Origin of the sequence: Corynebacterium yonathiae (assembly GCF_027570195.1) — a bacterium.
Lineage (GTDB): Bacteria > Actinomycetota > Actinomycetes > Mycobacteriales > Mycobacteriaceae > Corynebacterium > Corynebacterium yonathiae.
Genome location: NZ_JAKMUZ010000021.1, coordinates 1 through 20,762 on the forward strand (window position 1 = coordinate 1; position 20,762 = coordinate 20,762).

A 20,762-nucleotide genomic window follows, 5' to 3' on the forward strand; every position below is an offset into this window, starting at 1 on the left:
CGGGCGATTGAACTACTGTGTTACCACGCGTTCATTACGTTCAGAACTTGAGTTTTAGAGCGATTGAGCTGATAGCCAAATTGCTCCCAGTTGTGCAGCCCTTGAGCAGGGTAGCTTACAGTCGGATTTAGACCCTGCAGCCGCGCAGCGGTTTCCCACGCGCGAGTAGTCGCATTAGACCCGACTTCTAAGGCTGCCCCCGCAGCTTGATGCTGTGGCAAATAGTGGCTGTCTCCAGGACCAGGGATACCTGATGCCGCAGAAATATATAGATTAGTGTTACGCAATCGAGGAATCAGCAACAGTGGATCGTTTTGGAAGCGCTTCGGATTGAATAGCGATCCGTACATTGCATTGATATTAAAGCCACCAGCATCCAACATGGCCAGACGCATGAAGGTCTGTGCCCCTGGAACAGTGGTAGTCAAGAAACCGGAAAAAGACAGCGCTTGCCTGAATTGATTCGGATGCTTCGCCGCTAGGGTTAGCGCGGCACCAGCGCCCATCGACAAACCAGCAATAGAGTTATTGTTACGTGCAACGCCGAAGTTTCGCTCCAGATAGCCTGGGAGTTCGCTGGTTAGAAACGTCTCCCACTTATAATTAACCGGATTTGATAGATCATACGTCGCAGGTCCCTGCCAGTCTGCGTAGAAGGATGCAGCTCCGCCCACAGGCATTGCGAGTGTAATGTTATGGGGTTCATAGGTTTTCGCCGCATTAACATCATTTACCCACGCGTTAGTTTGGTTGGTCGCACGCAATCCGTCAAGCAGATAGAGTGCCGCATTTCCGCCTCGCTTTGCTGGCTGGATCTGGACAGGAATATTACGTCCCATTGATTGCGACCAAACATCACAACGCTGAACCCACCATTTGACTTTATCCCATTCACATTTTCCAGTGGAATCATGGCGCAGCCAATCTCGATTAGCTGCTTCCGCAGGCTGGCTACCTGAAACCACTGCGAGACCTAAGGCTACAACGCACGCCATAATGGCAGATAAGACGCGCCTTTTAGAGAGAGTAGTCAACGTTTCTCCTTCAAATCCTACTCGATGCTTCTTACTGAGTACTATCGCTTGTATCCAGCGTCCTATTAACAGTTTCAATTTGAAAACATCTTCACAGAATAGTGTAGATGAAGCTCTTCATGCTTTGAGCTGTATGGAATTACTGCAAGTAGTCCATCGGATTGGAGGAAAACGCGAGCGTCCTCCCTTCAGTCAGAGAAAATTTAACATTTTTCCAAAAACGGTCCCAAGTTAAGGGAGACCTGTAGGTATCGAAAAGTCTCTGAAAATCGTCATTGGCAATCGCCCTCCGAGCCCTGGTTGCCTCGTCCTTATCAATCCACACCGGAATCTCGTCAATATCGACTGCGGAATCTGCCACCTGCCACGACATAGCCAAGCTCTTGTCATGCCCGATACGTCCACCCACGATGCGAGGCTGGCGTGCAGCCAACGGGTTGCTGAGGCCAATATCATCCAGCACACGAATATCTAGCGGCGCATTCATGGAAGACAGACCAAGGTTGAGCAGGTAGACAGTCGGCGGATCGGTACGCGCAGGGTCCGCTGGCGTGGCCATCCAAGAGAACCTATCTTGCTCCTTGATGTAGAGGAAGGTCATGGCATCGCCTGCCTCTAGTTCGTCGATGCCCTTTTGGTAGTCTTCCATAAACTTAGCTCCGAGGAAATCTTGGGCACGCATGGGAGGCTCCTGCCGCTGGGTGGCGTAGGTCCAGAAATCACGCTCGTCTACGATGGAAATTTCATCCTCATAAATGCTGCGGTCCACCGGATGGCCGCGCAGAACGATGACTAGCGCCCAGACCGCACAGAATACAGATACGAACCACGTACGAGTCCCAACGACAAAAATCGGAAGCAGAAGGGCAAAAAGCGGCAAAAGCAACATGCGGCCATGCATGAAATCTCCGCCCACACGCAGGATGTAGAGCGTGTGAATCACTGCCGCGCCCATAAAAAGATAGGTCGCGGTGATGGTGGAACGCACCGCGGTGGGACGCAGGTCCACCTTCCACAGACCAGCGATAGCCAGCACAATGAGGGGCAGAAAGAGCCAGTACGGCCCAACGAAGTCAGCCAAGTAGATAAAGCCCTTGCCCCATTCGGCCCCTGCCGCAGACTTGGCCACAGCCGTGTGCGGTGTTAGAAGACCGTAGTAGCCCATGCGGAAAAACTCATAGGCCAACGGCAACGGTACTGCGGCGGCAAGAATCTTCCACGAACGGTGGGATACAAGAAGCACTATTCCCACCAAACCGCCGTATAGAGCGAGGTCTGGGCGCACCAGCCAGGACAGTCCGGCCCAGAAAGCTAGCCAGTACGCGTCGCTATCACTATTAGAGTGGCGGGCCGGTCGCGACCAACGCAGCAACAGCGACCAAAGCACAGCGAGATAGAGAAGGCACAGGCCCCATTCCAGGCCTGAGGTAAAAAAGTCCCGGGCGGGCGGCAGGGCCAGATACACCAGCGCACCGGCCGGAAGAACGGTGCCTGTGCGCATGCTTGCCGCAGCGCCCGTACCTACCACCATCGCCGCGACAGCAAGGATGAGCCCCAGGTAAATGGCGATGCCTTCCAGATTTGCGTGGGTCACCCAGCGCACCAGGAAAATGAGGTACTGCCACAGCGTGGAGGTATTAGCCTCAACGCGTTCGCCCATATTGAACACGGGCCCATTTCCGGCTTCGAGGTTTCGCACGGTGCGCAGGACAATGAGTCCGTCATCGGAAATCCAGCGGCGCGCAAAACCGCCCCACAAAGATAAAACACCGATCACAAGGGCTGCCGCCGGAGCGCTCCAGCGGGCGATACTCTTGTGGTCGATGTTAAGCACGGGAAGAAAGTTTATCAGCCCGGCGGAAAATTTCTACATCGATTCAGCTGTGTCTAGAACAACGGCATGATATAAACCGCCATCGCGATGCAGCCGAGCCAAGCCAAGGCGAGAACTTGCAACGTGCGATCCTCAAGTGCAATCTCATCCGGTGCGCCGCCCTGGCCGCGGTCCACATCGGCAGCGTAACGCAGGATGGCGATGGTAAACGGAACCATGGAAACCTGGTACCACACGCCACCGGTTTGGGCATCGCTAGCAAGCTCAAAGCCCCACAAGGTGTAGCAGATAACCACCGCGGTGGCGGCTAGCGTCCACACGAAGCGCAGGTAGGTGGGCGTATATCCCTCCAGTGACTTGCGGATCTTTGCACCGGTCTGTTCCACCAGCAGGATCTCCGAGTAGCGCTTACCGGAGGCCATAAATAGCGAACCAAAGGCCGCCACCAGCAGGAACCACTGGGAAAGCTCGATGCCTGCGGCCACGCCACCGGCCATGGTGCGCAGCATGAAGCCAGAGGAAACCAAAGCGATATCAATCACCGGCATGTGCTTCCAGCCGAAGCAATAACCCAATTGCAGCGCGATATAAATCGCCATCACGATTGCCAACTGCAGGCCAGCGGTAGCGAGGAAGGATAGTCCGATGGACAAGCAGATGAGCACGACCGCCATGACGTAGGCGAGCTTGATGGGCAGCACGCCGGAGGCAATCGGCCGGAAGCGCTTGGTCGGATGCTCCTGGTCCTCTCGCCAGTCCTTTGCATCATTGATCAGATAAATGGAGGAAGCGCCGAGGCAGAAGACGACGAAGGCCAAGAGGACATCGACAAGCACGCGCCCATGAAACAACGCATCGGCGCCGGCCGCGGCGGGGGCCGCCAGTACTAGGACGTTTTTGACCCATTGCTTGGGGCGCAGGGCTTTAATCATGCCATCGACAAGATTCTTCGGCGGCTTGCGCTTGCGGCCCGTATCTACGCCAGAGGTATGCGGTTCCGAATGGAAAAAGTGCTGGTTTCCATCATCACTCATGCTTCATTCCTTTCATCACGACCTCTGCGGTAGCAGCGCCGATGGCCGCACCCACTGCCGTATCTGTTGGATAGTGCACTCCGAGCACCATACGCGATGCCATCATCACCGGCACGCCGAGCAGCGGTGCCTTGCGGCCAGTAAGGCGGCTGACCGCCACCAAGAAAGCGGTAGTTGAGGTCGCATGCGAGCTGGGGAAAGATAGCTTGGAGGGAGTCTTTACCCCCACGCGCACGTACGGATAATCCGGACGCTTACGGCGCACAATGCGCTTGAGCACCACGCTGGCGGCGTGCGCGAGAAAAGCAGCAGCGCCCACCCGGATCCAGCCCTCACGGCGGCGCTTATCGACGCCCGCCCCTACCGCAGCACTGCCCATCCAGCCCAGGGCATGCTCGCCCCAGTGGCTGAGCCCGCGGGCGGTGGGAAGCACGCCGGGCACGTCAAAGGCCGCGCCCTGGATGGATTCGAGGATGCGCGATTCTGCTACGGAAAGTTTATTGGGCATCGAAGACCTTCTTCCAAGACTCGCGCGAAGTCAGCTCCGGTTGCGCCGCGCGGTATTCAGCGCGCAGGTCATCAAAGTTTTCCTCGATCTCCTTCAGTAGCTCGCGGGTCTGCGATACGAGGTCTTTGGCCAGGTCGCGGTCGCGCTTACGGAAGGCCACGCCGGTACCACCTGCGGTAGAGACGGTGGCAGAGTCCACGCGGGAAAGGGTAAACCACCGGGCCTCCTCCGGAGTGAGGTTAAGCTGAGGCGCCTCGTGGTGCGCAGCGTCTTCCTTGCTCACGAGGTGCTTGAGCCCCTTGATGGCCCACGGGATCTTCTTAATCTTGGCTAGGCGGCCGCCGATATTGCGCGTAGGCACACCCGGCGCGCCGGTGGGAGCGGGCAGCTCATCGGCAGATTCCAAGATGACGGCATCAGAGTAGTTCTTGCGGATTTCCGCGATGCGCGGCAACGAGGACTCCAGGATGTCAAAGAGATGGTCCGGCCCCGCCAGGAAGTCCCGCATAGCTTCAATCTGGATGGCCATGGTGGAGTATTCCATGCACATGGTGTGCTTGAGTGTGGACTTGAAGATGGATTTGGTAATGCCCTTGGCTGGCCCCTCGTGGTACATCGCGGCCACGATGAGGCGGTTGCGCAGGTGGAAATAGGCCTGCCAATCGATGGCATCATCTTTATCGGCCCAAGCCATATGCCAGATGGCGGCACCCGGCCAAGTCACTGTGGGGAATCCATTGCGCGCCGCGCGCAGGGAGTACTCGGTATCGTCCCACTTGATAAAGAGCGGCAGCGGCTGGCCGTTGGTCTCCGCCACGATGCGCGGGAAGAGGCACATCCACCAGCCGTTGTACTCCACGTCAACGCGACGGTGCAGCGCGCGGGAATCGTATTTCTTCGGATCTAGGTGGGTTTCGCGGGTACCGATGGCGCGCAGCGGGTACTTGGCAAAGTCGTGATCATAGACGGCGTGCGGTGCTGCGCCCCACATAAAGTCGGCGCGATTGACCTGCTCGCCGGTAGTGCGCAGCTGGGAACGCTCCTGCAGGTTGAGCATCTGGCCACCGACGATAATGGGTTTGGCGGCGTAGCGGGCCGCTTGCACCGCGCGCAGCACTGAATCCGGTTCGATAGCGATGTCATCATCCATATACAGGATGAACGGGGATTCGGTATTTTCCAGCGCCTCGTACATGATGCGGGAGTAGCCACCGGAGCCGCCCAGGTTGCCCTGACGGAATTCGCGGAACCGCTCGCCAAAGTGGGCCACTGCCTCGTTGTACCCCGGTTCATCGGCTGGATGCTGGTTTCCTTGGTCCGGCATGAGGACAAAGTCAATGATTTCATCGACTACCGGGTCCTCGGCCAATGCCTTAAGCGCTGCTACGGCATCGGTCGGGCGATTGAAGGTAGGAATTCCAACTGTCACGCGCTTGTCCTGCGCCGGCTGCTCGGTACCATCCGGCAGCACCTGTGGTCCGGGGGCATGGGGGGAGCACCAGGCGGCGTCGGCAAGCGTGGTTTCCTGCTCGGCGGTGATATCAAACCACAGCCAGCCACCGTCCTCGAAGTTTTTGAGCGGTAGCTCAAACTCATGGTGACCGGTGCCTACCAGGTGGTTGGCCACGGAAATGCGCTGGCCATCTTGCTTGGAGCGATAGAGGGAAATATTTGCTTGGCCCTCAATGTCCAAGCTCAGGATAACGGAGCGCAGCTGGGACCAACGGCGCCAATAGGAAGCCGGGAAGGCGTTGAAGTAGGTCTCAAAAGAGGCTTCCTCGCCAGCAGGGATAGTAACGGACGTGCGGTTAAACCAGCTGAGTCGTTCACGGTTTTGCTCGGCCTCGATGAGGTAGAGCATCCGCACATCAAAGGGCTCTCCGCGCTTTGGCAGCAGGATGCGCTGCAGCGGCTCATGGGCCTGGGTGTTGTTGGCGGTCACGATAGCTTCGATTCTCCAAACGGTATAAACAGTAGTCAGCGATTTAGCGTAGTTGCTTTTGCATAAGTACTACGGTTTACACGCGGGGCCCGTAAAATGGAACATCATGAGATGGGTTTCTTGCGCGGCAGCAGTAGGTCTTCTTACTGTAGCCAGCGCCCCCGCCACTCTCGCGGAGGAAAAGCCTGCGGTGGAGTTTTTAGACCACGCCCAGATCCTCAGTGATTCGGACGAAGACGCCATAAAATCCCAAGCGCAGTCCATGCATCTTCCCAATTCCGTACACGCGGTTCTCTACGCTACTTATCCGACTTCTGGTGAGGATTTTTCCCGCACTCTCTTCCATGATTTGGCCCATGAGCACCCACAGTTCGTCAGTGGCGATGCGTTGCGGAAGAATGTGCTCGTTATCGCCGTAGGCTTTGAGCCCAATAGCATGGCTGTCCACTGCGGCACTGAGGTGTGCCAAGACATCAAGATTAATGACGAGGGCCGCGTGGACGGGATCTTGGATCAAATGCGGTCGGCGCTAGCGGATGATGACTATACCGTCGGCATGATCTTAGCCACGCGTGCCGCCGCGGATACGACCGTGCGCCGGCAATATACGCAGGATAAGCCCACGTGGTCCGTGTTCATCGCCGCCACGTTAGTGATCGTGCTCCTTGGCACGGTTGGGCTCATTGCCTACCTATTTGTCCGCCGCGCCCGCCTGCGCCAGCGCTTTAACTATATTGAGAGAGCTCGCGACGAGGCCGAAGATCTCATCACACACACGGGATCACGGATTAATGCCCTGCAGTCCCCCTTGGCGGGCGACCACCTAAAGAGGCAATGGCGCTCTTTAGTCAATCGGCACATTGATGCGCGACCGATCCTGAAAACACTGGAGAGCATCCAGGATTATTCCTTGCATGCAGCCTCCATCAAGGAGGCCTACGAGGCACTCAAGCAGATCAAAACGGCCGCAACGCAAATAGATTCCTTGGAAAGGTTCTGCGACGGCGATACTGCGGTGCGTGACAGCGAGGTGCAATGGCTGCTTAGCGACGCCCGAGCGGCACTCTCCCGCCAGCCCGACAATGCCAGCCTGCACCAGATTACTCAGCGCATTAACGACCTATCTCAGGATCTGTCGCGGGAAGACTTCGACTCTGCCTTCGCACGACTATTGGCGGACTACCACCCTCTGGTGGGCGCGCTTCCTGAAAGACTGTATCCGCAGCGCGACCGCAAAATCCCCCCTCTACTGGGAACGCCAGAGTGGCGCCCCGGCATGGGCACGCATTACATGCCCTATAGATTTGCGGGCTTCTGGGTGGCCAATAATAACGTCTCCTCCCAGCTGCCCAACCCGTACCGCTTCTAGGCGTTGACCGCCTCGGTTACCGGATCGATGCCTAGTTTATTGAGCATATAAAGCACGCGAGCTTCGAGGTCATCGGCCAATTCGCGGGCCTGCTCCACGGTGTCGGCGGCAACGATATCCCAGATTTTGATGTCCTTGCCCGCCTCATCGCGTTCAACCTCGCGGCCCAAGAACACGATGTAATCCGGCATCGCCACCGTGCGCACCTCATCGAGGTACTTATTCGGAGCCTCACCCATGCCGCGCTCGTTCATGACGTGCGCGAGGTGGCCTTCGGCTTCGTTTTCTGGGTGGGCAACAGCGGTATCTACAAACAGGGCCTCGCCAGCATGCTTGCGGGTAAGTTCCGCTGCGGCTTGGGCCAGCGCATTATTAGTACCGGCAGCAAAGCGAATATGAAGACGGTGAGCACCGAAATATTCGCGCACTTCGCGTTCCACCAACAGTGGCACGAATTCATCGAGCTCAGCCTTCTTGGTGTGCTTGGCAATAACCTCATCGAGTTTGGTGTCGATTTCCGCGGTCGCGTACTCGTGGCCGTAGTTCTCGTGCAGATCCTGGCGCAGGGTTTCAAACTGATTCATTGTTATCCCCTTTCTCGGGTTATTGTCCCGTTTGCTAATTGTTAATCTACAGTTAACTTTACAGGTTAACGGTGGGTTAAGTCAAACGGTTGGGAGTAACCCAATAGTTTTCTGCACCGAAAACGCGGAAAGGCCCGCCGGGAGTTCCGGCAGGCCTTCTTGGACTGTTCCTTCTTTTTATCGGGAATGCGCGCTGCGCGGCTACGCAATTTCAGGTGCTCCTGCAGCCGCTCCGGCGACATTTTCCACATGCGGCGGTCAGCCATGCCGTCACCTCCTTTCCTAAGAGGTGATCAAGCATAGCGCTTAGTGGCCACGCTTCTGCTCAATGGCCTTACCTTCCTTCCAGAATGGTGCGAGCTTATTATCAAACATGGACAGCGCGGAACCGATGGCCATGTGCATATCCAGGTACTGGTAGGTACCCAAGCGACCACCAAAGAGAACCTTGTTGTCCTTGGACTCTTGGGCGGCAAGCTTACGGTAAGCCTCCAGCTTGGCGCGATCCTCCGGAGTATTAATCGGATAGTACGGTTCATCGCCCTTGTCAGCGAAGCGCGAGTACTCCTTCATGATGACCGTCTTATCCTTCGGGTACTTATCCTTGCGCTCTGGATGGAAGTGGCGGAATTCGTGGATGCGGGTGTAGTCCACATCCGCATCGTTGTAATTCATCACCGGGGTGCCCTGGAAATCGCCGGTATCCAGCACTTCCAGATCAAAGTCGAGGGTGCGCCACCCCAGCTCGCCCTCAGCAAAATCAAAGTAGCGATCAAGCGGGCCGGTGTAGACCACCGGCGCATCCGGGGACTCAGCGCGCAGCTCCTCGCGGACCTCGAACCAGTCAGTGTTTAGACGGACCTCAATATTGTCGTGGTTGGCCATGTTTTCTAGCCATGCCGCATAGCCATCTACAGGCAGACCCTCGTAGGTGTCGTTGAAGTAGCGGTTGTTGAAGGTATAGCGCACCGGCAAGCGGGTGATATTCGCCGCCGGCAGCTCCTTTGGGTCAGTTTGCCACTGCTTCGCGGTGTAATCGCGGATAAAGGCCTCATACAGGGGGCGACCAATGAGCGAGATGGCCTTTTCCTCCAAGTTTTGCGCCTCTTCTGGGGAGAATTCGCCGGCTTGGTCCTTAATAAGCTGGCGGGCCTCATCTGGGGAATAGTACCGGCCAAAGAACTGGTTGATAAGACCCAGACCCATCGGGAATTGGTAGGCGGTTCCGTCGTGCATGGCAAAGACGCGGTGCTGGTAGTCGGTGAAATCGGTGAACTTATTGCAGTAATCCCACACGCGCTTATTAGAGGTGTGGAAGAGGTGCGCACCGTACTTGTGCACTTCGATTCCGGTGGTGGGTTCGGCCTCGGAGTAGGCATTGCCGCCGAGGTGGTTGCGGCGCTCCACAATGAGCACCTTCTTATCCAGCTGGCTAGCGGCGCGCTCGGCAACCGTTAGGCCAAAGAATCCAGAGCCAACAACGATGAGGTCATAAGAAGTCATGGCCACCACTTTATTGCACTACAGCACCCGACACGTTATATCGGCGTGTCGCAACAGACTTCACAGAAATCACAAACGTACCATCATTATCAATTCTTAACTTTTGGCAACCGTTTTTACAGCTGCACAACCCCAGGGAGATAACAGTGCAACAACGACGTCGACTAGTACCCACTAGGTCAAAGTGGTCCACCCCGGTCATCGCGGCGGTCACCTCTATCGCGCTCGCCGTAACGGCCGCATTTGGCGGCCAGCAAGTTCTTAAAACCCAAGACTCTGGCAACGGCGGCCCCATTGAGGTCAAAAACGCCTCCGCTAGCTTCAGCGACGGCGAATCCATCGTCGTCGATGATCCTGCCGTGGCCGCACAGGGCGACGGTGAAGGCCGCCGCGCGGTCAAACAGTTCCACCGCGACGAGACCTTCAACATGTTTGCCGTCACGTGGGAAGGCAAGCGCGATATCAACTCTTTCGTTCGCTCCAAGCAGCAGGACGGTTCCTGGAGCGAGTGGCTGCCCATGGATGCAATGAACTATTCCGAGGGTAAAAACGGTACCGAGCTCATCTTCGTGGGCGATACCAACGATGTTCAGGTCTCTATGGCCAACGTTGATCTCGTGACCGGATCCAACCTGGACAAGAAGGAAGACTCCCTCTTGGACAAGGCCGCTAAGGGCGCTGATGCCAATCGCCCGGCGCCGCTTGCCTATAACGTCGGCGATATCTCCCCCGTAGCCGATGAACGCACCCAGGTGGCAGATCTTGATGCCGTATTTATCGACGGCAATGCCCAGGAAGGCGAAGCTATCGAACCCACCGCGGAAACCGCGGGGATGCCCAAGGTCGTCTCCCGCGCCGGCTGGGGTGCCGACGAATCCAAGCGCTGCCAGCAGCCGACCTACGATGATGGCCTGAAGGCCCTGACCCTGCACCACACCGCGGGTACCAATAACTACACCCGCGCCCAGGCAGCAGCACAGGTTCGCGGTGCCTACGAGTATCATGCACAGACCCTGGGCTGGTGCGATATCGGATACAACGTACTGGTGGATAAGTTTGGCACCATCTATGAAGGCCGCTACGGCGGCTTGGACAAGGCCGTACAGGGTGCCCACGTAGGCGGATTCAACTCCAATAACTGGGGCATTTCCATGATTGGCAATTACGAGCAAGCTGAGCCTTCCCGCGAGATGCTCAACTCCGTTGCCGAGATTGCGGGCTGGAAGGCCGCTATTTCTGACATCGACCCGATGGGCAAGGCTAGTTTGTACTCCGGCGGCTTCTACGGCTCCAAGTTCCCAGCGGGGACCATGGCCACCGTGCCAGCCTTCGCGGGCCATAATGATTTCCACAACACGGCCTGCCCCGGTCAATACACCATGCGCCACTGGGACGAAATCCGTAAGAACACCAAGCGCAAAGCGGATGCCATCAAGTCCGGTAAGAACAGTACGGATCTGAACTGGCAGAAGGCTCCCAAGCCCAATACTCCCAAGACCCCACAGCAGGTAGGTGACGAAATCACGTCTTCGCTGGGCGACGTCGAGGTCCCAGTCTCCACCATCTCCGCCCTTGCGGGCATTGCTGCCGCCGTCTTCGGCGTGCTCATCGCCAATGACCGCCTACAGAAGCCTGATACTGATAAGAAGGTGGCGGGCAACTTGACCACCGGTGATATCCCGGAGATTGTCAACAAGGTGGTCCAAGTCTCCAATAACGAGGGCTTGAAGGAATCCTGGACCTCGGTACTCAATGCCTTCGGCCCGGTCTTGGGCCTAGCAGTCGGCGGCCCCGATACCACCGATGGCGGCAAGATCCTCTACCAGCTCTTCCAGAATGGCGTGGTGCTCTCCTCCGAGGAGTCCGGCACCAAGGCGTTGACGGGTGAGATTGCCAAGAAGTGGTCCGAGGGCGATAATGCCTCCAAGCTCGGCCTGCCAACCTCTAATGAAGAGAAGAATGGTAAGGAAATCCGCGTGACGTTCCAGGGCGGCGAGATTGTCTACAACACCGAAACGGAAAAGGTAGACATCTTCACCGACTAGAACCAGCGCTCTAGCACCTTAGCGACGCCCGCCTGGTGGTTAGCCACGGTGACCGCATCCGCGGCCGCCTTAACCTCCGGGTGGGCGTTTTCCATGGCTACTCCACAGCCAGCCCAGGTCAGCATCTCAATATCATTGGGCATATCCCCAAAAGCAATGGTTTCCTGCTGGGCGACGCCGATGTGCTCCGCCAGCCATTCCACCCCACGGCGTTTGGTCACATTGGGTGCAGCGACCTCCAGAATTCCTTCTTGCATGGAATACGTCAGGTGCGCAAGCTCCGGATCGATGTGAGGAGCAATGAGCTCATATAGCTCTGGGGCGGTGTAGTCCGTATTGCGAATGAGGAACTTCACCGCCGGCTGCCCCACAAGTTCGCCCATGCTGACCACGCCAAATCCCTCGAAGAGGGCGTTTTCAGAATAGTGGCGCTCGACCACGAAGAGGTCCTCTACGGCGTCGGCAAGCGATCCTCCCGCCCGCTCCGCGCCAAAGCCCACCGTGCCCAATGCGGACTGGGCCACATCCACCACTTCCGCCAGTGCCGCGGGCGAAAGCTCGTGGGCGGACATTACGCGATCCTCCGCGGAATCATAAAGCACGGCGCCATTCGAGGTCACGCACACCGGCCGCACGGGAAGCTGCTCCAACACGGGCGCTATCCAGCGGAACGGACGGCCGGTGGAAAGCGCAAAATAGGCACCCTGCTGGACTGCCCGCGCCACGGCGTCACGGTTGCGACGCGGGACGCGGTGGTTGCGGTCCAACAGGGTGCCGTCAATATCGCTCGCAATGAGGCGAGGCGCGCGGGCAGGGAAATTCTCCATACCCGCGAGTTTACGTCAGGACTTAGAAGCTGAGGTCCTCGTCCTCATTATCCTCCCATTCCAGGGAACGCTTAATAGCGCGCTTCCAGTCGCGGTAGAGAGCCTCTACTTCTTCCTTGTCGCGCTTCGGCTTGAATACCTTCATGTCTCCGGCCTGGCTACCCAAGACGCTGAGGTCATCCCAGAAACCATGGTCCAAGCCCGCCGCGAAGGCAGCACCGGTGGCGGTGGTCTCGATATTCTTCGGGCGGTGTACTTCCACGCCGAGCATATCTGCCTGGAACTGCATCAACAGTTCGTTCATGGTCATGCCACCGTCCACGCGCAACTCGGTAATCTCCACACCGGAATCCGCCACCATGGCATCGGCGACGTCGCGAGTCTGATACGCAGTGGACTCGAGAACGGCGCGAGCCAAGTGCTTACGGTTGGCAAAGCGGGTCAGACCCACGATGACGCCGCGGGCATCCGGGCGCCAGTACGGTGCAAAGAGACCAGAGAAGGCCGGTACGATGTAGACGCCGCCGTTGTCCTTGACCTCGCGCGCGAGGTTTTCAATGGACGCTGCATTCGGGATAAGCTGCAGGTTATCGCGCAGCCACTGCACCAAGGAACCACCCATAGAAACAGAACCCTCAAGGGCGTAGACGGGGCGCTCGCCTTCACGCTGGAAGCACACGGTGGTGAGCAGGCCGTTGTCAGAAAACTTCGGAGTAGTGCCCGTGTTCAGCAGGAGGAATAAGCCGGTTCCGTAGGTATTCTTCGCGGAGCCCGCCCGGAAGCAGCCCTGGCCGAACATCGCTGACTGCTGGTCACCCAGGATAGCACGGATAGGCACTCCGGAGAGCGAACCGCGCTCACGCACGGTACGGAAATCACCGAGGGATGGGCGAATCTCCGGCAGCATGGACATCGGGATGCCCATTTCCTTGCACAGCTCCTCATCCCACTCCAGCTTTTCGATGTCCATGAGCAGGGTGCGGGACGCATTGGTGACGTCGGTGGCGTGCAGCGCTTCGCGACCGGCATCGCCCTCGGCACCGCCAGTGAGGTTCCACAACAACCAGCTGTCAATGGTGCCGAAGAGCAGGTCGCCAGCCTCGGCACGCTCGCGGGCCCCCTCGACGTTGTCGAGGATCCACTTAACCTTCGGGCCGGCCGGGTAGGAGTTGATGATGAGACCCGTGCGGCGGCGCCACTTTTCCGGACCTTCCTCACCCGAGAGTTCCTTACAGATGGCGGTGGTGCGGGTATCTTGCCAGACAATGGCATTGTAGACCGGCTTGCCGGTGTGCTTATCCCACACCACGGTGGTCTCTCGCTGATTAGTGATACCTACCGAGTCGATGTCTTCTACGGTGATATCGCCATTGGCAAGAGCTTCTCCAACAGCGCGGCGGGTATTGCTCCAGATTTCTTCTGGGTCGTGTTCTACCCAGCCCTTTTCGGGGAAGATTTGCTCGTGCTCGAGCTGGCCGACGGCAACCTGCTCACCGCTGTGGTCAAAGATGATGCAGCGCGTCGACGTGGTGCCCTGGTCGATCGCGGCGACGTATTTCTTGTTAGTCATGTGTCTAGTCTCCTGTACGAAGGTGGAATTAGAGCGCAACGGACAACAGGCCAACGGCTACGGCCGCGACCAGCGGGGCCACGATGGGGACCCAGGCATAGCCCCAGTTCGCGCTGCCTTTGTCCTGGATAGGCAAGATGAATGCATAGGCAATTCGCGGACCCAAGTCACGGACCGGATTGATGGCATAACCCGTGGGGGTACCAAGGGACAGGCCGACCGCCACAACAACGAAAGCAACAGCGAAGTAGCTCATTGGACCAAGCTCGCCGCCGGTTGGGCCGAAAGCGATGAACATCAGCAGCACACAGGTAGCGATAAACTCCGTCACCGCATTCCAGCCATTTTTAGGGTGTGCCGGCTTGGTAAAGAAGATACCGTTCGTGTTCTTATTGGCGCCGGTGACGTTTCCGGCATCATCGTAATTATTGGCGTCGAAAAGCTGCTTGAAGGCAGCCCATGCCAGGATGGCACCGAGGATAGCGCCGAGAATCTGGCCCAGGAAGTAGTACGGGACCAGAGACCATTCAAGCGATCCATTAACTGCCAACATTACGGTGACGGCAGGGTTGAGGTGCCCGCCCGTAGGATCGGCCACGCTAGCGCCGACGAAGACCGCCATGCCCCAACCCAGGGCGATAACGATCCAATCGGAACCGCGTGCGCCAGAGGTGCGCAGGTTTACCAGCGCACATACGCCGTTGCCTAGAAGGAGCAGCAACGCAGTGCCGATAAACTCCCACAGGAATGCATCAAATCCGGTCATAACTTAAACCTCGTTTTGGGTGGGTCGGGCGGATCCTGCGCGTACCAAAATGTCATTGGCCTCACGGTCAGTTACCGCAGCTTCTGCTTCAAGTTCGGCCTGCGTGTGGGCCTTGAATTGGGATACCTCGCGCTCCTTGTCGGCGTCGCTCCAGCCCAGCAGCGGTGCTACAAAATCAGCAACGGCCGGGGCGGCGTTCACGCCGCGGTCACCGAACTCGATGGCGATGCGCAGGCGGCGGGACAGGATGTCTTCCAAGTGCAATGCACCCTCGTGGGTGACGGCGTAGCGGACCTCGGCCCACAAGTAGGACTCGGCACCAGGAACTGGCTCGAGCAGGGAGGCATCCTCAACTGCCGGTGCCAAAACCTCACCCAGCAGGGAGCCATAACGGCCGAGCAGGTGCTCAATGAACTTCTCGCTCAGGTTATAGCGACGAGCCAAGGATGGGACCTGGTTGGCCAAGGCGTGGTAGCCGGCGGCGCCGAGGATCGGGGTTTGCTCGGTGATGGACTCTGGGACCTTGGTATCCAGTTCCTCCACTGCCAGGTCCACGGCGTCCTTACCGATGACGCGGTACGTGGTGTACTTACCGCCGGCGACAGAGACCATACCTGGGGCCACACGCGCAACCGCGTGGTTGCGGGAAAGGTTGGTGGTGGAATCGGACTTGCCGGACAGCAGCGGGCGCAGTCCGGAGTAGACGCCCACGATGTCATCGCGGGTGATCTTGCGGCGAACGCGCTGGTTAACCTGGTCCAAGATGTAGTCAATATCGGACTTGGTTGGTGCCGGATCTGGCAAAGAGAGGCCCTTTTCCCAATCGGTATCGGTGGTACCGATAATCCAGTACTCGCCCCACGGGATAACGAAGAGGACGGACTTTTCGGTGACGAAGCACAGGGCTGCCTCTGCATCAAGCGCATCCTTGGGCACAACGATGTGCACTCCCTTGGAGGCGTGCACGGTGAACTTGCCCTCCACGCCGGCCATCTCTTGAATCTTGTCATTCCACACGCCGGTGGCGTTGATAAAGACCTTGCCGCGCACGGTAGTCTCACGGCCGGTGGCGGTGTCGCGCACCTTGGCGCCTACGATGCGACCGCCGCGGTCCTTGTCAAAGCCAATGACCTCGGTATTGGTACGTACATCGGCGCCGTACTCGGCGGCGGTACGCAGCACGGTCATGGTGTGGCGGGCGTCATCAACCAAAGTGTCGTAGTAGCGCACGCCGCCCACAATGGCATCGTCCTTCAGACCCGGGGTCACCTTCAGCACGCCCTTGCGGGTGAGGTGCTTCTGCATTGGCACGCTCTTCGAGCCGCCCATGAGGTCATAAAGAGTAAAGCCACCGAACATCATCACGCGCTCCCATACGTGGTGGGTCAGCGGGAAGATAAACTTCAGCGGCTTCACAAGGTGGGGTGCCAGGGTGGACATATTCAGCTCGCGCTCCTTGAGGGACTCCGCCACCAGACGGAAGTCAAACATGGCCAGGTAGCGCAGGCCACCGTGGAACATCTTGGAGGAACGAGAAGAGGTACCTGCGGCGAAGTCGCGCGCCTCAATGACGGCGGTCTTGAGGCCACGGGTAGCGGCGTCCGCTGCCGCACCGGCGCCTACGGAACCGCCACCGATGATGACTACGTCGTAGTCCTCATCCGCGTACCCATTCCATAGATTTTCAAAGTATTCGGGGTTAAAGGATTGGTTGCTTTGCTGGGTCATTGCTGACCGCATCTCCTTCCTTGGTGCTTGCATGTGCCTGCGCCATAAATCCATGAATGAGATGGCAAAAGCACAGCTAAAAGCAGTTAAATTGTGGTTTCGGTGGAAAGATTCGCACCGTGGCTGCAGAGACTTTATCTCCTGAAATCTATGTTAGGGGTCACGGACGCGAGTTACACATGTGGTTACTCACACGTAGGTTTCAGGCCCGTAAGCAGTCAGTTTTCTTAAAATACTTAGACATTCAAAAAGAAAAGTCACCCCCTCGCGGGGGTGCAAAGCGGACGGAAATCCTTCGCTATTTCTTCGCTAAACGAGCCATCGCCTCGAGCACTTCGGACATTCCGGCTTTCTCCGCAGAATATGTGACCGCTTGGGCGCCCTTGACCACCTCAATAGGGGCAGTTTCCAAAGCCACTACCGGCATCCGGTCAAGGAAATCCTCATCTCCTGGCTCGTTAGCAAAAACCAGGGCCTCCTCCGGCTTAGCTTGCAGATCCTCGAGGATGCGCTCCACGCCTTGTACCGCGGTCGCGGCAGTGACGGAGAGTGCATTGGTATCGAGACGCGGCTGCATAGCATCCTCATCAACGACAACGCTCCACACGGCTTGCGGAACATCCACCTCACCGGCGGGTGATATCACGATCAGGACTTCGGCCGCCGGATAGATCTCCGCCAAAGCCTTGTGCAATCGTGGAGTCAGCGCGCCATCTTCCCAATTCAGCGCGCTGTTGTGCGCCACTACCACGCGGGGGATGGAAGAGAATTGCGCCTTCATGCGGTGCGGCAAGCGCGAGACGATAAGCCGGGATTGGGTAGCTGCCGCCAACAGGCCCTGCTCTGCTACGGAACCGGCCCATATCTCCTTACTGCTGGCCGTGATGGACGCTTGGGTTTGCACCACATCCGCCTTCAGCTGCGCCATGACATCCGCGACCTTATCGCGGCCTTCATCTAAGCCGCGGGTTGCCTCTTCAACCACGGCATTGAGGTTGTTCTTGATCCACTCCAAGGTCTCCGGGGCGGTACGCGCCTTATTCTTTGGTTCCTCCCCATCTGTTCCCTTGGCGGCGGCCATGTGGTTGCGCACCAAGTCAACCGTAGTAACGGAGACGCGTTCTTTGAGGCCCACTAGATCGTCACGCAGTCGGCGTACGCGGTGTCGTTCGGTTTCCACTTCAGCATCGCGAGCTTCTGCCTCATCAAGGGTTGGAGCCCCTCCACCTTTACGGGCGGGCACCCAGTATTCACCGGCAGGCATCGGCCCAAATTCGGCTTCGTACTGTTCCCATAGTCCTTCCAACGCCTCTTGCATACGGCGTCGAATCTCCGCGGTATCAGCCTCCGCATCGCCGGTGGGATAGTACGGTTCGAGGGCGGTAATAAAGACAGGGGTCTTGGTCCGTCCCAGGTTCTTTTTATGCCCCTTGGTCCACAGGCGCTGCGAACCAAAAATGACCTGTGGGATTACCGGCACCCCCGCCTCATAGGCAATGCGGGAGGCGCCACTTTTCATGCTGCGGATTTCAAAGCTGCGGGAAATTGTGCCTTCAGAAAACACGCCCACGAGTTCGCCGTCCTTGGCCAGCTGAACCGCTTGGCGGAAAGAAGCACTGCCATCGATACGATCAACTGGCACGTGGTGCATGGCCTTCAACAACGGCCCTGCCACTGGAGCTTTAAAGATTCCAGCTTTAGCCAGGAAGCGTACGAGGCGCCTTTTGCGGTAAGCCAAGAAAGCGCCGAAGAGGAAATCCATGTAACCGGTGTGGTTGCAGACCAACACCGCGCCGCCCTTATCGGGGATATTTTCTTCGCCCGAAAGGCGCATCTGTAATCCCTGAGCCAGAGTCACCCCCCTGCCAATGTGGGTGATCTGGCGGTACAGGAAATTCGTCGCAGCGTTCATAACTCTCCAGGACGACGGCGGACTTACTGCGGGGTCAGGACATCCTTGCCCACAAAGGGGCGCAGGGCCTCAGGGACAACAACAGAGCCGTCGGCCTGCTGGTGGTTTTCCAAAATAGCAACGAGCCAGCGGGTAGTGGCCAAAGTGCCGTTCAGGGTAGCAGCGGTCTGGGTCTTGCCGTTCTCGTCACGGTAACGGGTGGACAGGCGGCGAGCCTGGAAGGTGGTGCAGTTCGAGGTGGAGGTCAGCTCGCGGTAGGTGCCCTGGGTAGGGACCCACGCCTCATTATCGAACTTGCGGGCCGCCGAGGAACCGAGGTCACCACCGGCGATATCGATGGTGCGGTAGGGCAGCTCCATGGCTGCAAGCATATCCTTTTCCATGGATAGAAGGCGCTGGTGCATGTCCTCAGCATCTTCCGGCTTGCAGTAAACAAACATTTCTAGCTTGTCGAATTGGTGGACACGCAAGATGCCACGGGTGTCCTTGCCATGGGAGCCAGCTTCACGGCGGAAACAGGAGGACCAACCGGCGTACTGCAGCGGACCATTGGAAAGGTCAATAATCTCGTCCTTATGGTAGCCAGCAAGGGCTACCTCAGAGGTACCAACCAGGTACATATCATCGGCCGGCAAGTAGTAGACCTCATCGGAGTGCTGTCCCAAGAAACCGGTGCCGGACATAATGTCTGGGCGGACCAGAACTGGCGGAATCATCAGCTTAAAGCCGGCTTCCCGCGCCTTTTGCGCCGCAAGCATGAGCATTCCCAACTGCAGGAAGGCACCATCACCGGTGAGGTAGTAAAAGCGAGCGCCACCTACCTTGGCACCGCGCTTGACATCGATGAGGCCTAGGGATTCGCCCAGCTCAAGATGGTCCTTCGGTGCGAAATCGAACTCCGGAATCTGGCCAACTTCTTCTACCACCACGAAGTCATCTTCGCCGCCGGCTGGGGCACCTTCAACCACGTTATCCAGCTTGTACTGCAGCTCTTCTACCTTGGCCTCAGCGGCGGACTGCGCCTCTTCCGCCTCCTTAACCTTGGCCTTCAGCTCATTGGAGCCCTCCAGCAAAGCGGGGCGCTCCTCCGGGGAGGCCTGGCCGATCTTCTTGCCAAAAGCCTTCTGCTCGGAACGCAGTTCGTCGGCCTTCTGGATAGCAGCACGGCGCTGCTCATCAGCTTCCAAAAGCTTATCCACGAGGGAGGGATCCTCACCTCGGTTCACCTGGGAAGCACGGACAACGTCGGGGTTTTCGCGGAGTAGCTTGAGATCAATCACGAATGTAAGTTTAGCGTATTGACTACACCTTGCGGTGGTAATAACCAGCGAATTATCATGGTGTTATGTCCGCCGTTCCGCTCCCCGCCCGCACAATTACGGACGGTCCCGTTCCAAAACACGCCCAATTACACGATATTCTCGAAGAATTGTGTCGCACGACTCTCAAACCCGGCGATATACTCCCCGGCGAAAGGCTCCTTGAAGAAACCTACGGAGTGTCACGTATCACAGTGCGTCGTGCCATCGGGGATCTCGTTGCAGCCGGAAAATTGCGTCGCGTCCGCGGCAAGGGCACCTTCGTAGCCCCCAATCCTTTAGTATCCCGGCTCCACCTAGCCTCATTTTCGGATGAGATGGGCGCCCAAGACGTCACCGCCTCCTCCAAGATCCTTACCAGCGGCCGCAGTAGCGCCCCAGAAGACGCCGCCATCTTTTTTGATACTCCTGCCCACACCGAACATATTCATTTGCGCCGCCTGCGTTTGGGCGATGGCGAACCGTACTCCATTGACGATGGCTGGTATAACTCCACGTTTGCGCCCAACCTTCTGGAAAATGACATCTACAACTCGGTCTACGCCATCCTCGATTCTGTCTTTGATGCCCCCATTACCGATGCGGATCAGACGGTCTCTGCAATTTCGGCCGATGCGGACACTGCCCCGCTTCTCGACGTCCCCGTGGGCACCCCACTGCTGCATATTGTGCGCTACTCCCGCTCGGGCGATAGACCGGTGGAGTGGTGTTCCTCGGTCTACCGTACGGACCGTTACCGCCTGACTACCCGCGTGGCTAGGGAGAACAGCATCTAGCCAGCACCCTG

At 57.9% G+C, this 20,762-nt stretch carries 17 protein-coding genes; 3 read left to right on the forward strand and 14 right to left on the reverse strand.

Annotated features, from left to right (window positions below; translation table 11 throughout):
• Positions 1-20: 20 nt before the first annotated feature.
• From L8V22_RS10115 to L8V22_RS10135, 5 genes are all read right to left on the reverse strand, one after another.
• Positions 21-995: an alpha/beta hydrolase gene (locus tag L8V22_RS10115; protein ID WP_420840001.1), complete on the reverse strand. Its 975-nt coding sequence runs from the start codon at positions 993-995 to the stop codon at positions 21-23.
• Positions 996-1,173: 178 nt separating this feature from the next.
• Positions 1,174-2,868, reverse strand: a complete 1,695-nt coding sequence (locus tag L8V22_RS10120; RefSeq protein ID WP_238801902.1) for an arabinofuranosyltransferase AftB family protein — start codon at positions 2,866-2,868, stop codon at positions 1,174-1,176.
• Between the two features lie 53 nt (positions 2,869-2,921).
• Positions 2,922-3,902 (reverse strand): decaprenyl-phosphate phosphoribosyltransferase, encoded by a 981-nt coding sequence (locus L8V22_RS10125; protein WP_238801903.1) that lies wholly within the window; start codon positions 3,900-3,902, stop codon positions 2,922-2,924.
• Positions 3,895-4,410 carry a phosphatase PAP2 family protein gene (locus L8V22_RS10130; protein WP_238801904.1) on the reverse strand — a complete coding sequence of 172 codons (516 nt, stop codon included), beginning with the start codon at positions 4,408-4,410 and terminating at the stop codon, positions 3,895-3,897. The genes L8V22_RS10125 and L8V22_RS10130 overlap by 8 nt, the downstream gene beginning before the upstream one ends.
• Positions 4,400-6,352, reverse strand: coding sequence for a glycosyltransferase (locus L8V22_RS10135; protein WP_238801905.1), 1,953 nt, complete (start codon positions 6,350-6,352; stop codon positions 4,400-4,402). The genes L8V22_RS10130 and L8V22_RS10135 overlap by 11 nt, the downstream gene beginning before the upstream one ends.
• Positions 6,353-6,458: 106 nt before the next feature.
• Between L8V22_RS10135 and L8V22_RS10140 the strand changes: the two genes are divergently transcribed.
• The gene (locus L8V22_RS10140) at positions 6,459-7,721 is read left to right on the forward strand and encodes a TPM domain-containing protein (RefSeq protein WP_238801906.1); all 1,263 of its coding nucleotides are present in this window, start codon (positions 6,459-6,461) and stop codon (positions 7,719-7,721) included.
• Here the strand turns inward: L8V22_RS10140 and L8V22_RS10145 are convergent.
• From L8V22_RS10145 to glf, 3 genes are all read right to left on the reverse strand, one after another.
• On the reverse strand, positions 7,718-8,305 hold the full coding sequence (locus tag L8V22_RS10145; RefSeq protein ID WP_238801907.1) for a three-helix bundle dimerization domain-containing protein: 588 nt from the start codon (positions 8,303-8,305) through the stop codon (positions 7,718-7,720). The two genes, L8V22_RS10140 and L8V22_RS10145, sit on opposite strands and share 4 nt — an antisense overlap.
• A gap of 65 nt (positions 8,306-8,370) precedes the next feature.
• The gene (locus tag L8V22_RS10150; protein ID WP_238801908.1) at positions 8,371-8,571 is read right to left on the reverse strand and encodes a DEAD/DEAH box helicase; all 201 of its coding nucleotides are present in this window, start codon (positions 8,569-8,571) and stop codon (positions 8,371-8,373) included.
• Positions 8,572-8,611: 40 nt separating this feature from the next.
• Complete coding sequence (gene glf / locus L8V22_RS10155; RefSeq protein ID WP_238801909.1) at positions 8,612-9,808, reverse strand: UDP-galactopyranose mutase; 1,197 nt, start codon at positions 9,806-9,808, stop codon at positions 8,612-8,614.
• A 146-nt stretch (positions 9,809-9,954) separates the two neighbouring features.
• Between glf and L8V22_RS10160 the strand changes: the two genes are divergently transcribed.
• Entirely contained in the window at positions 9,955-11,853 is a 1,899-nt protein-coding gene (locus L8V22_RS10160) for an N-acetylmuramoyl-L-alanine amidase (RefSeq protein ID WP_238801910.1), read from the forward strand.
• Here L8V22_RS10160 and L8V22_RS10165 read toward each other — a convergent pair.
• The 6 genes from L8V22_RS10165 to serS all read right to left on the reverse strand — a co-directional run bounded on the left by L8V22_RS10165 (position 11,850) and on the right by serS (position 19,936).
• A complete protein-coding gene (locus L8V22_RS10165) occupies positions 11,850-12,680 on the reverse strand; it encodes an HAD family hydrolase (protein ID WP_238801911.1) in 831 nt (276 codons plus the stop codon). The two genes, L8V22_RS10160 and L8V22_RS10165, sit on opposite strands and share 4 nt — an antisense overlap.
• 22 nt (positions 12,681-12,702) lie before the next feature.
• Complete coding sequence (gene glpK / locus L8V22_RS10170) at positions 12,703-14,250, reverse strand: glycerol kinase GlpK (protein ID WP_238801912.1); 1,548 nt, start codon at positions 14,248-14,250, stop codon at positions 12,703-12,705.
• A gap of 28 nt (positions 14,251-14,278) precedes the next feature.
• The gene (locus tag L8V22_RS10175) at positions 14,279-15,016 is read right to left on the reverse strand and encodes an MIP/aquaporin family protein (RefSeq protein WP_238801913.1); all 738 of its coding nucleotides are present in this window, start codon (positions 15,014-15,016) and stop codon (positions 14,279-14,281) included.
• Between the two features lie 3 nt (positions 15,017-15,019).
• Entirely contained in the window at positions 15,020-16,744 is a 1,725-nt protein-coding gene (locus tag L8V22_RS10180; RefSeq protein WP_238801914.1) for a glycerol-3-phosphate dehydrogenase/oxidase, read from the reverse strand.
• A gap of 298 nt (positions 16,745-17,042) precedes the next feature.
• Positions 17,043-18,656 carry a lysophospholipid acyltransferase family protein gene (locus L8V22_RS10185; protein WP_238801915.1) on the reverse strand — a complete coding sequence of 538 codons (1,614 nt, stop codon included), beginning with the start codon at positions 18,654-18,656 and terminating at the stop codon, positions 17,043-17,045.
• A 23-nt stretch (positions 18,657-18,679) separates the two neighbouring features.
• On the reverse strand, positions 18,680-19,936 hold the full coding sequence (gene serS / locus L8V22_RS10190) for a serine--tRNA ligase (protein ID WP_238801916.1): 1,257 nt from the start codon (positions 19,934-19,936) through the stop codon (positions 18,680-18,682).
• 65 nt (positions 19,937-20,001) lie between these two features.
• Between serS and L8V22_RS10195 the strand changes: the two genes are divergently transcribed.
• Positions 20,002-20,751, forward strand: a complete 750-nt coding sequence (locus tag L8V22_RS10195; RefSeq protein WP_238801917.1) for a GntR family transcriptional regulator — start codon at positions 20,002-20,004, stop codon at positions 20,749-20,751.
• Positions 20,752-20,762: the final 11 nt, after the last annotated feature.

What these genes read in the sequence shown, in the direction of transcription:
- glf (WP_238801909.1), bottom strand. Translation starts at nt 9,808, where the DNA reads ATGACTTCTTATGACCTCATCGTTGTTGGCTCTGGATTCTTTGGCCTA.
- L8V22_RS10180 (WP_238801914.1), bottom strand. Translation starts at nt 16,744, where the DNA reads ATGACCCAGCAAAGCAACCAATCCTTTAACCCCGAATACTTTGAAAAT.
- L8V22_RS10125 (WP_238801903.1), bottom strand. Translation starts at nt 3,902, where the DNA reads ATGAGTGATGATGGAAACCAGCACTTTTTCCATTCGGAACCGCATACC.
- L8V22_RS10115 (WP_420840001.1), bottom strand. Translation starts at nt 995, where the DNA reads ATGGCGTGCGTTGTAGCCTTAGGTCTCGCAGTGGTTTCAGGTAGCCAG.
- glpK (WP_238801912.1), bottom strand. Translation starts at nt 14,250, where the DNA reads ATGACTAACAAGAAATACGTCGCCGCGATCGACCAGGGCACCACGTCG.
- L8V22_RS10150 (WP_238801908.1), bottom strand. Translation starts at nt 8,571, where the DNA reads ATGGCTGACCGCCGCATGTGGAAAATGTCGCCGGAGCGGCTGCAGGAG.
- L8V22_RS10130 (WP_238801904.1), bottom strand. Translation starts at nt 4,410, where the DNA reads ATGCCCAATAAACTTTCCGTAGCAGAATCGCGCATCCTCGAATCCATC.
- L8V22_RS10185 (WP_238801915.1), bottom strand. Translation starts at nt 18,656, where the DNA reads ATGAACGCTGCGACGAATTTCCTGTACCGCCAGATCACCCACATTGGC.
- L8V22_RS10140 (WP_238801906.1), top strand. Translation starts at nt 6,459, where the DNA reads ATGAGATGGGTTTCTTGCGCGGCAGCAGTAGGTCTTCTTACTGTAGCC.
- L8V22_RS10195 (WP_238801917.1), top strand. Translation starts at nt 20,002, where the DNA reads ATGTCCGCCGTTCCGCTCCCCGCCCGCACAATTACGGACGGTCCCGTT.
- L8V22_RS10165 (WP_238801911.1), bottom strand. Translation starts at nt 12,680, where the DNA reads ATGGAGAATTTCCCTGCCCGCGCGCCTCGCCTCATTGCGAGCGATATT.
- L8V22_RS10175 (WP_238801913.1), bottom strand. Translation starts at nt 15,016, where the DNA reads ATGACCGGATTTGATGCATTCCTGTGGGAGTTTATCGGCACTGCGTTG.
- L8V22_RS10145 (WP_238801907.1), bottom strand. Translation starts at nt 8,305, where the DNA reads ATGAATCAGTTTGAAACCCTGCGCCAGGATCTGCACGAGAACTACGGC.